Origin of the sequence: Lactiplantibacillus fabifermentans DSM 21115 (assembly GCF_000498955.2) — a bacterium.
GTDB classification, from domain to species: Bacteria; Bacillota; Bacilli; order Lactobacillales; family Lactobacillaceae; genus Lactiplantibacillus; species Lactiplantibacillus fabifermentans.
Genome location: NZ_AYGX02000032.1, coordinates 23,097 through 35,837 on the forward strand (window position 1 = coordinate 23,097; position 12,741 = coordinate 35,837).

General features: G+C 45.9%; 13 protein-coding genes. 7 read left to right on the forward strand and 6 right to left on the reverse strand.

All coding sequences use genetic code 11. The features are described from left to right. Positions 1-254: 254 nt before the first annotated feature. The 5 genes from DY78_RS02055 to DY78_RS02075 all read right to left on the reverse strand — a co-directional run bounded on the left by DY78_RS02055 (position 255) and on the right by DY78_RS02075 (position 3,443). Entirely contained in the window at positions 255-1,067 is an 813-nt protein-coding gene (locus tag DY78_RS02055) for a hypothetical protein (RefSeq protein WP_024625853.1), read from the reverse strand. A gap of 34 nt (positions 1,068-1,101) precedes the next feature. Then, entirely contained in the window at positions 1,102-1,905 is an 804-nt protein-coding gene (locus DY78_RS02060; protein ID WP_024625854.1) for a hypothetical protein, read from the reverse strand. A gap of 50 nt (positions 1,906-1,955) precedes the next feature. After that, a complete protein-coding gene (locus DY78_RS02065; RefSeq protein WP_024625855.1) occupies positions 1,956-2,285 on the reverse strand; it encodes a helix-turn-helix transcriptional regulator in 330 nt (109 codons plus the stop codon). Between the two features lie 83 nt (positions 2,286-2,368). After that, positions 2,369-2,626, reverse strand: a complete 258-nt coding sequence (locus DY78_RS02070) for a hypothetical protein (protein WP_024625856.1) — start codon at positions 2,624-2,626, stop codon at positions 2,369-2,371. A 100-nt stretch (positions 2,627-2,726) separates the two neighbouring features. Next, on the reverse strand, positions 2,727-3,443 hold the full coding sequence (locus DY78_RS02075; protein WP_024625857.1) for a GntR family transcriptional regulator: 717 nt from the start codon (positions 3,441-3,443) through the stop codon (positions 2,727-2,729). Between the two features lie 189 nt (positions 3,444-3,632). Here DY78_RS02075 and DY78_RS02080 point away from each other — a divergent pair, with 189 nt between their 5' ends. The 7 genes from DY78_RS02080 to DY78_RS02110 all read left to right on the forward strand — a co-directional run bounded on the left by DY78_RS02080 (position 3,633) and on the right by DY78_RS02110 (position 10,840). Then, on the forward strand, positions 3,633-3,905 hold the full coding sequence (locus DY78_RS02080) for a hypothetical protein (protein WP_024625858.1): 273 nt from the start codon (positions 3,633-3,635) through the stop codon (positions 3,903-3,905). A 386-nt stretch (positions 3,906-4,291) separates the two neighbouring features. After that, complete coding sequence (locus DY78_RS02085) at positions 4,292-4,852, forward strand: ECF-type riboflavin transporter substrate-binding protein (protein ID WP_024625859.1); 561 nt, start codon at positions 4,292-4,294, stop codon at positions 4,850-4,852. A gap of 3 nt (positions 4,853-4,855) precedes the next feature. Then, positions 4,856-6,556 carry an ABC transporter ATP-binding protein gene (locus DY78_RS02090; protein WP_024625860.1) on the forward strand — a complete coding sequence of 567 codons (1,701 nt, stop codon included), beginning with the start codon at positions 4,856-4,858 and terminating at the stop codon, positions 6,554-6,556. Beyond that, positions 6,556-7,395 carry an energy-coupling factor transporter transmembrane component T family protein gene (locus tag DY78_RS02095; RefSeq protein ID WP_024625861.1) on the forward strand — a complete coding sequence of 280 codons (840 nt, stop codon included), beginning with the start codon at positions 6,556-6,558 and terminating at the stop codon, positions 7,393-7,395. The genes DY78_RS02090 and DY78_RS02095 overlap by 1 nt, the downstream gene beginning before the upstream one ends. Positions 7,396-7,636: 241 nt before the next feature. Beyond that, entirely contained in the window at positions 7,637-9,022 is a 1,386-nt protein-coding gene (locus DY78_RS02100) for a glycoside hydrolase family 1 protein (RefSeq protein ID WP_024625862.1), read from the forward strand. Next, positions 9,022-10,488, forward strand: a complete 1,467-nt coding sequence (locus DY78_RS02105) for a PTS sugar transporter subunit IIC (protein ID WP_024625863.1) — start codon at positions 9,022-9,024, stop codon at positions 10,486-10,488. Before DY78_RS02100 ends, DY78_RS02105 begins: the two co-directional genes overlap by 1 nt. 25 nt (positions 10,489-10,513) lie before the next feature. Beyond that, positions 10,514-10,840, forward strand: coding sequence for a PTS sugar transporter subunit IIB (locus tag DY78_RS02110; protein ID WP_024625864.1), 327 nt, complete (start codon positions 10,514-10,516; stop codon positions 10,838-10,840). Positions 10,841-11,033: 193 nt separating this feature from the next. On the opposite strand, the gene DY78_RS02115 is transcribed toward DY78_RS02110, so the two are convergent. Next, on the reverse strand, positions 11,034-12,548 hold the full coding sequence (locus tag DY78_RS02115; protein WP_024625865.1) for a hypothetical protein: 1,515 nt from the start codon (positions 12,546-12,548) through the stop codon (positions 11,034-11,036). Between the last annotated feature and the right edge of the window lie 193 nt (positions 12,549-12,741).

Here is a 12,741-nt window from a genome sequence, read left to right on the forward strand (position 1 = left end):
GAACTTAACTTATAATTTAAACTGATTTTATGAAAATACTGTGACGAATACCAAAATATTCATAGCATAATTTATTGATATTTTAATTTACCGAATAATACCATAAATTACAACACACATACCAGCTTTAGTCATTTAAAAGAATACTACTATTTTTATTTATTGTCACTTAATATTATTTAATTAATATACACAAAACGGCTAGCTGACAATCATTGTCAGCTAGCCGCTGTTAAGAATAACCCTTATTTAGATTAAATAAACCACCCGAGTGGCGCTAAGCCCAGCCAACTGACGACATTAATCTGCACCGTCTTAGGGATACATGGCTTAAGCGATTGCGCAATTTCGGCTTCTGACGCCAGCGTTTGCAAATCATACCAATACTCGCCTTTGTCGCTATGACCAACTAGATGCCACCGACCTAGACTGGCTAACGTCGGCGTTTCCGTGTCCAAATCCGTTAACATCGACGTTAAGAAGACATGCATTGTCGGCATCCACGCCCCGTCATAGTCCAAGGTATCCCGCCGTAATTTGACGATTTGCGTCTGGAGATTTTTGGCAACCTTGACAAACCGTAATACAGCCCAAATCATAAATAACAAGTATAAGAAGAATGCTAACGCACTATTGCCACTATCGTCATTAACCATGGCATACGCAGCCACGCCTAACCCCACGACGCCGACAAAAATCATGACATTGATGGTATTTAAGGCTTTATCACGCAAGTTTAAAGCGACCTGCAAGCGCATTTGCGGATCCCCTGGCGTAATCGGCGTTTTCATTAGCGCTGGCTCATCAGTCCCCGTGTAAACCACTTGGATATCGGGCTTTTGCACTTGCACCGTTGCCAAGACTTGAAATAATTGCTGACCTTCCGTCATCGCCGTCGCCACTTCGGTCGGAACGTATTCGCTAAACAGGCGATACGTCTGATCCACTTTCTTAAAGTGATACCAATTCCCTTTAATCGCACTCAATAACCAGCCCCGACTCGCTTCGCGGTTCAACCACGCCAGCTCTTGAGCCGAGCCTTTAATTAAAAACCGATAACGCATCATAATATCGCTTCCCCAATTAACTTAATTAACTAACTTATAAATAACCGATGGGCCCTAAGCCTAAGAAACTCAAGACATTCACCTTAACATCTGGGCCGACTACGCTTTGTAGCGTTTGCTTAATTTCGTCCAAACTAGATAGCGTTTGTAAGTCATACCAATACGTGCCTTTTTGGTCATGCCCGACTAGTTGCCAGCGTCCCATGCTCTTCAATTGCGGGTCCTCTAAGTTCAAATCAGCCGGCAAATGTTCAAAAAACACGTGCTGCGTCGGTAACCAAGCATCGTCGTAATACTGAGTTTTGACGCGTAAATCATCAGCAACATGATGAATTTTAGTAGCCTTCAGCAAAAAATACGCGCCCCACATCAGCCACAGCGTTAGATAGGTATCGGTAAACCACTCGGGTAAATTATCTTGGCTGACAAAAGTAGCGGCGACAATTAACAACAGGCCACTGAATAAGACAACGTTCATCATATTCAAAAAGTGACCGCGCATCGCCGTCGCAATATTTAATTCCATCATTAAATCACCGTGGCGCCGCACCTGCACTTGTTGTAGCGCGGGTTGGGTACTCCCGGTGTAAATAACTTTGATGGCCGGATTAGCTAATTCGGCCGTCGCTAATTGTTCAAATGGGGCACTCGCCGCGGGTACTTCAGCCGCAACGGCCAACGTCACATATTCACTAAAAATACGGTATTTTTGGTCAGTCGCCTTAAATTGATAGCAACTGCCCCGGACCCCAGTCAACAACCAGCCCCGCGCTGCTTGTTGATTGAGCCACGTTAATTCTTGTTCAGACCCTTTAATAAAAGTATGCCAACGCCGCATACGATCACTTCCCCAAAGTATCAACCGGTGTTCCCGCACCGGCCAACGCGTTATAGTTGTTCCGCTTCAATGATGCCGCTCAATAGCCGCAGCCGATCCCGTTCAGCCACCAAAACGGACTCACCACTCCCTGTGATTTCATACGTGTGGACGTCATTTTCGTCGACCCGTTCCGTCATTAAGTAGTCCTTGGTCATCGCATGCAAATTCGTAAATAGCGTCCCCAACCCTAATTGGAGCTTATTGTGCGTTAATTCAGCAATTTTTGCCGGAATATCCTCACTCTTAATGGGCTTACGAACTGCCACTAGCGTTAAAAACGCCGCCTCAGTCATCGGTTCATACTTATCAATTAGTCGTTGATAAAAATTCTCAGCCATCCTAAATCCCCCTTTTGGCAACCGTAAAGAAAGCGTTTACCTATTTGACTTTGATTATGACCCACTTAGTTATTAAATGCAAACTAGGCCTGGTCGTGAGGCCCCGCCTGCCAGCTTATCTGGCCCATTAGCCAGATAAGTAATGCTAACCCATTAACGAGCCCCACGGCCATCAGCCAACCTGACCAACTCGCATAGATCACCCAAGCCAGCCAACTGCCACCAACTAAAGTAATTAGTGGTAGGCCGATGAGTACCCAGGGTGTGGAACCATGGTGGCCCAGCCACTGTTGCCCCATTAATAATCCCACAAAAATACCAAACGTCATCCAATCCGTCATCTGCTCGTCCCCTTTATTATTCGAACTTAATTTTAAGGACGCTGACCGTAAAAAAACAAGCAAGCGTTCGTTTACATTGCACATGTAAACGAACACTTGCTTAATGAACTTGGACGTCCGCGACGACCGTACTACTTTCAAACGGAAAATGAGATTCGGATAATTCAAACGGCGTGCCATCATCGATATAACTTACCTGATTAATGACCAATACGGGATCATTCAAAGTCGCGCCCATCGCTTCCACGTCATCGGCAGTCGCTTTAGCGGCCGAAATGATCCGATGGGAACCAGCCAACGACATGCCCCGTTCTTTTTCTAAATAGCCATAGATTGACCCTAAAAGCACTTGTTTAGTTAACGTCACGATACTCGTCGGCATAATCGTATGCTCATACGCCCAAACTTTTCCCTCAACATAGCGGGTTCGGCGAATGACGTAGACCGGGTCCATCGCGTCAATCATGAGTTGCTCAGCTTCTTCGGCGGTGGGTAAGCGGGCTTGTAATTCTAAGACTTTACTCGTTACTTTTTTGCCTTGATTAGTCCGGGTCGTCCCAAGCGGGCGGTCAACTTGCGTTTCTTGTTGCTGATTGGCCAAACCAAAGTCTTTGCGGACAAACGTCCCGGCACCGCGTTTAGAATAGACCATTCCTTCAATAATCAATAACTGAATCGCTTTGTGAATCGTAATCCGGGTCGTATCAAAGGTCGTTGCGAGTTTGTTTTGATCGGGCATTAATTCTCCCGGGGCATATTTCCCCGATTTGATAGCTTGACGTAAACTGTCTGCGATCACTTCGTACTTGTAAACCAAATTGTTCACATTCTTTCTTTAATAACGATATATTTATGATGTTTATCCCATTCTATAACGAACCTCATTGATTTGTATATACTTTTTAAATTAAAAGTAATTTTAACCGCATTAAGACATATTTTTTCCCGTCGCCGCCAATACCCGCTATAATAACAGTACCTTTTCAGAAAACTGAGGTGATATTTTATGGAAGTCCACTCAATCAAGCTCGACCAAGAAGCCGTGATTTATACGGCTGCCATGAAAGCCCTCGCTGGATTCAAGCCGGAAATCGACGTTGATTTCTCCAAGCTGTCAAATCAAGCGGAGGCCCAAGTACTCGCCCAACAAACGGCGGCCCAGTTGGCGCAACTCCTCGAGCCGTTACTCGAACAAGGTTATGCGAAAGCCATTTCTAAAGGTCAATTAGCCGAATGGGGCGCTTACTACATGGCCCACAAGCAACAAAAATCAGGTTAGAGGCAAATTATCCCCATGTAACCGGCTACATACGTTCGGTTTTACTTGCGCCGTTACCATGATAGGCGTATGCTTTAATAAGTTAAATTCAGATGAGAAAAAGCTGTGACAAGATGAGTAGGCGAACGGTCGTCCAAAGAGAGTCGCGCGTGGTGCAAAGCGATGACGATTACCGTTGAAGATGGTCTTGAAGAAGCTACTGACGTCATATATTGATTGGCGTTAGTCGGAGCGATTCGTTACGATCACGAGAAGTCCTCACGGGGAAAATCTAGGTGGTAACACGCAAAACGCGTCCTTGAAAGCAATTGCTTTCGGGCGCGTTTTTTTGTTAGCTAACGCCCATCTGACCCTAGCCATTATCTATTTAAGGAGTGTTTTTTACCATGCAAAACAAGCAATCATCGTCTATTCGCACCGTTGTCGCCACCGGGATTGGGGCGGCAGTTATCTTTGTCCTAATGAAGTTCGTCGCGATTCCTACGGGGGTGCCAAATACTCAGTTCAACGTTGCCGAAGGGTTTCTCGCTTTATTAGGCGCCATCTTTGGCCCCGTGGCAGCTGGCTTAGCAGTCTTCATCGGTCACGCCTTAAATGACTTCGTAACTTATGGTTCACCTTGGTGGACATGGGTCGTTGTCGATGGTTTAATTGGCGTTGCCTTTGGGTTTGCCAAAAATCGGCTCAAAATTGAAGACGGCGTCCTCGGTGTCGGTAAGTTAGTCTGGTTCAACTTATACCAAATCGTCGTCAACTTCATCGGTTGGGTGCTTTTAGCGCCAATGGGTGATATCATTATTTATCACGAACCAAATACCAAAGTTTTCCTCCAAGGGATCGTCACTTGGCTCGTTAACTCTGCTTCCGTCGCCATCATCGGGACGATTTTATTAGTGTTATACGCGCGGACTCGGACCCAACGTGGGAGCTTAAAAAAGGAACGTTAAGATATGACTGCACCGCTGATTAGCTTTAAAGATTTTTCATTTCAATATAATAGTCAAACTGAACCAACGTTACGGCATTTAAACTTAGACATCTACCCCGGTGAAAAAGTTTTGATTGCCGGGCCATCTGGTTCAGGTAAGTCTACTTTGGGGCGCTGCTTAAACGGCTTAATTCCCCAATCGTATCCCGGTAAACTGACCGGGCAAGCCGTCATCAACGGCCACGATATTAGTCACAGCTCCATTTTTGAACTATCCATGGACGTTGGGACCGTCTTACAAGATCCCGACAGTCAGTTCGTCGGCTTAACCGTCGTCGAAGACATGGCCTTTTCACTCGAGAATGATCAACAGACCCAGCCGGCCATGCAACAAGCCACGGCCAAATGGGCCCAAACATTAGATTTAAATCAACTACTCACACACCGCCCCCAAGAATTGTCGGGTGGGCAAAAGCAACGCGTCTCGATGGCCGGTGTGCTCATTGATAATAGTAAGATTTTATTATTCGATGAACCGCTAGCTAGTCTGGACCCTGCTTCCGGTAAAGCGTCGATGGCCCTCATCGACCAACTGACGCATACCGAAGACTTGACCGTCGTCATTATCGAACATCGAATTGAAGATGTGTTACAACAACCCATCGACCGCTTGATTGTCATGCAAGACGGGGCCATCGTGGCTAACGACCGGCCAGAAACCATCTTGCGGCAGTCGCTGATGGCCCAATTAGGCTTACGCGAACCGTTATACTTGTCAGCGCTCAAATTAGCTGGCGTCGACTTAGATGATTGTACCCATCTCGACTCCTTAGCCGCGTTGACGGTACCTAATCTGACCACGACCTTACAACAATGGACGGCCGGCGTGACGCTTAACACGCCCACCGTTCATGCCGACCCGCTATTGCAAATTACGGATTTAAATTTCGGTTATAGTCCGGATAAACCAATCATTAAAGACTTATCCGTCACCTTAAATCGCGGTGAAATGATTAGTCTCGTTGGCCAAAATGGGACGGGCAAATCAACTTTGAGTAACTTGATTACTGGCTTTTTGACCCCGCAAAGTGGGGCCTTAACGTTCAACGGGAAATCATTAGCGGACCAATCAGTCAAAGAACGGGCTGACCACATCGGCTATATTTTGCAAGACCCAAATCAGATGTTGTCTAAGACCTTGATTTATGATGAAGTCGCCGCGGGCTTGACCTTACGTGGCGTGGCCGCTGACGAGATTGAGGAACGGGTCTTAGCGACATTGAAAGTTTGTGGCCTGTATGAATTTCGGCACTGGCCCATCTCAGCACTCAGCTTCGGTCAAAAGAAGCGCGTGACGATTGCCGCCATCCTAGTCTTGCGCCCGGAAATGATTATTTTAGATGAACCGACGGCCGGCCAAGATTTACAACATTATACCGAAATGATGAACTTTTTAACGCAGCTTAACCGCGACCAGGCCATTACGATTATGCTCATCACGCACGATATGCACTTAATGTTGGAATATACCGACCGGACCATTGTCCTCGGCGGTGGCAATATCCTCATGGATGCCGCCCCGGCCGACGTTTTAACGAACGAAACGATTATTGACCAAGCATCCTTAGCTAAAACGAGTCTATACACGTTAGCAGAACAACATCAGTTGAATCCGACCGAATTCGTGGCGAAGTTCGTTCAAGCAGAACGGGAGGCCCGCTAATGAATAATCAACTGTTAATTGGTTACGACGACCGCCACACCTTTTTGAACCGCTTGAGTGGGAGTACCAAACTATTGTGCTTCGTCGGCCTGTCGATTATTGGGATGATGACTTATGATACGCGCTATTTGATCGGTATCATGATCTTTTCACTGATTGTCTTCCACTTTTCTAAAATTAAGTACCGCGATGTCAAATTCGTGGTCAACGTGATTATTGGATTTTCCGTCCTCAACTTAGTAATGGTCTACGTCTTTGCGCCGCACTATGGCGTGTCGATTTATGGGACCGAACATTTATTGCTCGGCAGTGCTAACCATTACTTTAATTTGACGACGGAACAACTCTTTTACGAATTCAATTTACTATTAAAGTATACGTTTGCGGTACCGCTAGCGTTAATTTTCTTAATGACGACTAACCCGAGTGAATTTGCCGCCAGTTTGAACAAAATCGGGATTTCATATCGCGTCAGCTACTCGGTGGCGATTGCCTTACGTTATATTCCCGATGTTCAAAATGATTACCGCACCATTAGCTTAGCGCAACAAGCGCGGGGCTTTGAAATGTCCAAAAAGGCCAACTTCATGACCCGGATTCGCGGGGGTGTCCAAATTTTACTACCACTAATCTTTTCTAGTCTCGATCGCATCGAAGTGATTAGCCAAGCGATGGAATTACGACGCTTTGGTAAAGGTAAAAAGCGCACTTGGTATATGGCCCAAAAATTCCAGCGCAACGACTACTTAGCATTGGCGATAGTCGCTCTGCTGATTATTATTGGCATTGCGTTGTTCAAAGTTAACGGCGGCCGCTTCTGGAATCCGTTTAAAATATAGACCAATCACGAAACAAACACGCTAATCCACTAAAATTAGCGTGTTTTTGTTTACAACCAATTAGGATGTTCGATTTTTACAGTCGATAACGGCAGCGCTTACACCATTTTTATATGCTCATTTTTATAAAAGACTATACAAATAATAATAAAAGGATTGTTTTTAATACCGATTGCGTTTATACTAGTAAGCGTTAACAGGAAAGCGCTTCCCAATACATTATTTTTGTAAGGAGGAACATATGACAGTGACACGCAAAATGCCAAAAGATTTTTTCTGGGGTAATTCCGTCTCCAGTATGCAAACTGAAGGGGCTTGGAATATTGATGGGAAGGGGTTGTCCGTCTACGATGTGCGCCCCGCAACTGAACAGACTTCTGATTGGCATGACGCCATCGACGAATATCACCGTTATGACGAAGATTTAGACTTGATGCAAGCGATGCATATGAATATGTACCGCATTCAAGTGTCTTGGTCGCGGGTCATTCCTGATGGTGACGGCGAAATTAACGAAGCCGGCTTGGCCTTTTACGACCGTTTAGTCGACGGCATGTTAAAACGCGGCATCACCCCGATGATTTGTTTATATCATTTTGATATGCCGCTAGCGTTAGCTAAAAATGAAAACGGGTTCATGTCTCGCCACACCGTTGATGCATTTGTTCGTTTCGGCAAAATCGTCATCGACCATTTTGCGGATCGCGTTAAATACTGGATTACCTTTAACGAACATAATTTATATTTCACTGACGAAGTTTTTAATATTTCCGGTTATACCCAAGGTGCCAAAACCGTTGATGATTTATACACGATTTTCCACCATACCATGTTAGCGCACGCCCAATTAGACGCCTACGTTCATGGCAAGTATGCCGATGTTAAGTTCGGTGGCATGGTCGCGGCGACGCCGGTTTACCCAGCAACGTCTAAACCTAACGACGTCTTAGCAGCCCAACAAATTGATCAGTTCTTATACCAAAATTTAAACGAAGCTTTCGTGCAAGGTCACTATGATCATCAAGTGCTCACTTATATTAAGGATCACGACATTGATTACGACCACCAAGCCGGTGACGACGAAATTCTCGCCGGGATGCACGCCGACTTCTTATCATTCAGCTATTATCAAACAACGACGATCAATGCGGACAAGCTCCCAGCAGACGAAATGGCACCGAACTACTACTTGAACTACGGCGGTGAAGCGAACCGGTTCCTGGCAACCAACGAATGGGGTTGGGCCATTGACCCCACCGGTTTCCGGACGTTGATTACCGACTTATATAACCGTTACCAAGTTCCCGTCTTTCCAATTGAAAATGGGATTGGGATTCGCGAACACTGGGACGGCGAACACCAAATCGAAGATGATTTACGGATTCAATACCACGCCGAACATATCAAAGCGATGAAGGATGCCATGTTTATCGATGGCGCCAAGGTCTTAGGTTACCTTGGCTGGGGATTAATCGATATTCCAAGCTCGCATGCCGACATCGAAAAACGTTACGGGATGGTTTATGTCAATCGCAGTAACCATGACTTAAAGGACTTAAAACGGGTGCCTAAGAAGTCGTTCTACTGGTTACAAACAGTCTTATCAAAAAATGGAGATGAATTATAATGGACAATACTAATAGCGGGAATGCCTTTAGCAACTTCATTAATAACAAAGTATTACCACCGATTATGAAATTCGTTAACACGAAACCGGTGAAAGCTTTACAAGATGGGATGGTTTACGCCCTCCCCTTCATCATTATCGGGTCAGTGTTCTTAATCTTATCAAACATTCCGATTGCCTCAGTCGCCGCGGCTGTAAAAGCTTCCGGCTGGTCGGCATTCTTTAACCAAGCTTATACCGTTACTTTTGGGATCATGTCATTGTGGGCCGCCGTTGGGATCGCCTACGTGTATGTCCGCAATGAAGGCTATGAAGCGTTACCTGCTGGATTAACTTCCATGGCGACCTTCTTACTCTTACAAACTTTGAACATCGCTAACCCACTCGTGGCAACGATGGGCAAAGCCGGTACTGGGATTACGAACGCCGCTGGTAAAGTGGTCATGTCGGGTGCCGATGTTTCATCAAATATCGACAAATTACCAAGTGCTTTACGGGCCTTTGTTGAATCACCAGTCACTGGGGTTATCAACATTACTTGGCTAGGTGGTCAAGGGATGGTTGCCGCGATCTTAGTTGGGATTCTCGTTGGTTGGGCTTACTCTTCAATGATTCGCGCCGGCTGGAAGATTACCTTGCCAGAACAAGTGCCATCAAGTGTTGCTAACCAATTTACCGCGATGATTCCTGCCGGGGTTATCTTGACTGGTTCAATGCTCATTTACGCCGCTTTCAGCGCTTTAGGCAATACCGATGTTTTGCAATTTATCTATAAAGTTTTACAAACCCCATTACAAGGGTTATCAGATTCTTTAGGTGGCGCCTTAGTCATCGCCTTCTTAGTACCATTCTTCTGGTTCTTTGGGGTCCATGGTGGGTTAATCATGGGAGCCATCACCAGTGGGTTGTTAATTCCTAACACTTTCGATAACGCCGCTTTGTACCATGCCGGCAAATTGACGGTTGCTAACGGTGCCCACATTGTTACGAACGAATTTTACAACAACTTCATTAACTTAACTGGTTCCGGGATTACGATCGGGTTAGTTATCTTTACGTTGTTTGCCGCTAAATCAGTACAATTCAAGACCATTGGGAAGATTGAATTAGTTCCAGCGCTCTTTAACATTAACGAACCATTCTTGTTCGGGTTACCAATCGTTATGAACCCATTCTTAGCGATTCCATTCTTCTTAACACCCGTTATCGTAGCGTTATCAACTTACTTGGTCATTTACTTTGGGATTGTACCACCGCTCAACGGGTTCGCCGCACCATGGACGACACCGGCGATTATTTCCGGGTTCCTAATTGGTGGTTGGAAGATGGCCATCTGGCAAACAATTACGTTGATTATGTCCGTTGGGATTTACTTCCCATTTGCTAAGAAGTACGATGCCGTCCTAACGAAGCAAGAAGCTGAAAAAGAAGCCGCTGAAGCAGCTGGCGACACGGCAACGAACTAGGTTTAGTTGAAAGGATCCAAGTATCATGGCTGAAAAAACAATTATGTTAGCCTGCTCCGCAGGGATGTCAACGTCGCTACTAGTTTCAAAAATGCAAGCGGCCGCTAAAGCCGATGGTGTCGATTATCATATCTTCGCCACCGCCGCTTCCGATATCGACCATCAATTAAACAGCGAGAATCATCCCGATGTTTTGTTGCTCGGCCCCCAAATCGGTTATATGGCTGCTGATATTAAAAAGAAGACCGATGCCGCTGGAATTCCAATGGCACCAATCAACATGCAAGATTACGGCATGATGAACGGCGAAAACGTCCTCACCACCGCTGAAAAATTAATGGGCGATAAGTAACCGCCCTAACTTAAAAAGGTCCGAACAAGCTAACCAGCGCAGTTAGCTTGCTCGGACCTTTTGTTACTACTGATTAGTTGCCGCTTCCGGTCAGCAGTAATACAGCCGCGGTGGCGACCGGAATTGCTACGGACTCACAACGACAATTAAGCATTCACCGATATTGGGAACGCCCAGCCAGCCCTTCTTCTTATTATTTTAGTAGCCACTGTAATTGTTTCAAAGCGGCCTGATGATCCGTTGCGCTGTGTTGCGCGACGTAGTAATAGTTCAATGTTTCGAGCATCACCGCTTGCTGGGTGGCCGGTAATTGATACATCGTTTCAAAACGCGCCGTCAATGCGGTGGCATCAGCACTAGCAGCCACTTCGCGGTCACAGAACGTCCGTAACTCACGTTTGGTCAGTCGTTGCCGGGGCACAGGTTTTAAAGCGGGTTGAGCTTTTAATCGCCGGGCCAGTTTTTGTTGCATCGTCGCCGTCGCATGTTGTTGTAACCAGGCAGTAATCGTATCAGGCGTCGTTTGTTGCGCAAGCTGTTCAAACCAGGCCAATGACAAGGCATGTCCCCAACGCGTGGATAACAGCCGCTCCCAATCCGTGCGCTGGGTGGCCGCTTGATGATAGTCCCAACCCCAACAACTATTAAAAATATCGTCGTAAAAACGGGTCGTTTGCCGTTGGTCAAGTGCTTTTGTGACTTGATTTAGGTCAGCCACAAAATCACGATTGAGCATCGCTAACCGGCGCACTTGAATTTGGCCGGTTTGGGTATATTCAGTCACCATTAAGCCAAATTGGTACGCGTTCACTAATGGCCGGCTTGTCTGGGGGGCTTTTAACGCACTGAAGGCGGACTTAGCTGCCGCACGGTCGGGCCGGGTCACAATAATATCCGCCAACCGCCGTAAATACTGCCGATAAGCAGGACTTGTACGTAATTCATCGGCCGCTGATTGCACAGCTTGTTGCGCGGTCTGTTGTCGGTGATGTTGTACGGCGGTTTGTTGCTTAATTTCAGCTGCCTGCTTAGCTGCAATCACATCGGCTTCCACCTGAACTAACGCTTGATACGTCGTTAAGCTCGGCTGTAACTCGTGTAAGGGTAACTGTTTCGTTTTACGTTTCAAATACGTCGTTACCGTCTGACTCGTCTGTTGACGAACTTGGCGCGCTTGTGGCTGTTGCGCTCCGGGTAGCTCTGGGAACCATGGTTGCTTGAACATAATCGTTGGGACGGTCGGAACTTTAGCCGTCAACGTTTGATATTGCGCCACCGCATAGAAATTATCTTCGGTCGTAATCACCATTAAATAGCGGGTTTCCGCGTTCATAAACTTCTTCACACATTCGGAACCCACGACGATTTCTTGATGGTTATGTTTATTTTGGACGTGATATTCATAGCGGACCGGCTTATGGCATAACTCACAATGCGACCACTGTTGCCGACTATCACTAGGATTGATGCCGTATGGTAAGGTGGCTAACAATTGCCATTCATGACTGCAAGTCGTTAACCAGTCGGCATGATCGTGCATAATCAAGTTCCGCACCGTATCTAACAAGAAATCGCTATCCGCCTTAATCGTCACGTGTTCGCGTAATAAGCGACTAATTTGATTCAGTGAGGTCGCCCGCCGCGCCCGTTCACTTAAAATAAAGAACCGGTTTTCAGCCGGCGTAATTAAAGTCGTTGCTGCTGGCAAATTGTCAGCCCCTTTCGTTTAAAAAATACCTTTCTAGCATAGCACATATGTTCGCATTTTCGACATTTTTTGTCACCGGCTGACTAATATTTATGTACAAATTAGCAATCTAATAGTTCATGTTAATCCACGGTAACAGGAACATGTCAAATGTAAAATTCGTAATCAAATCGTTAATTAGCCATCAATTCAA

Excerpts from the sequence above, each read along its gene's own strand:
- DY78_RS02055 (WP_024625853.1), bottom strand. The coding sequence starts at position 1,067 with ATGATGCGTTATCGGTTTTTAATTAAAGGCTCGGCTCAAGAGCTGGCG.
- DY78_RS02060 (WP_024625854.1), bottom strand. The coding sequence starts at position 1,905 with ATGCGGCGTTGGCATACTTTTATTAAAGGGTCTGAACAAGAATTAACG.
- DY78_RS02065 (WP_024625855.1), bottom strand. The coding sequence starts at position 2,285 with ATGGCTGAGAATTTTTATCAACGACTAATTGATAAGTATGAACCGATG.
- DY78_RS02070 (WP_024625856.1), bottom strand. The coding sequence starts at position 2,626 with ATGACGGATTGGATGACGTTTGGTATTTTTGTGGGATTATTAATGGGG.
- DY78_RS02080 (WP_024625858.1), top strand. The coding sequence starts at position 3,633 with ATGGAAGTCCACTCAATCAAGCTCGACCAAGAAGCCGTGATTTATACG.
- DY78_RS02085 (WP_024625859.1), top strand. The coding sequence starts at position 4,292 with ATGCAAAACAAGCAATCATCGTCTATTCGCACCGTTGTCGCCACCGGG.
- DY78_RS02090 (WP_024625860.1), top strand. The coding sequence starts at position 4,856 with ATGACTGCACCGCTGATTAGCTTTAAAGATTTTTCATTTCAATATAAT.
- DY78_RS02095 (WP_024625861.1), top strand. The coding sequence starts at position 6,556 with ATGAATAATCAACTGTTAATTGGTTACGACGACCGCCACACCTTTTTG.
- DY78_RS02100 (WP_024625862.1), top strand. The coding sequence starts at position 7,637 with ATGACAGTGACACGCAAAATGCCAAAAGATTTTTTCTGGGGTAATTCC.
- DY78_RS02105 (WP_024625863.1), top strand. The coding sequence starts at position 9,022 with ATGGACAATACTAATAGCGGGAATGCCTTTAGCAACTTCATTAATAAC.
- DY78_RS02110 (WP_024625864.1), top strand. The coding sequence starts at position 10,514 with ATGGCTGAAAAAACAATTATGTTAGCCTGCTCCGCAGGGATGTCAACG.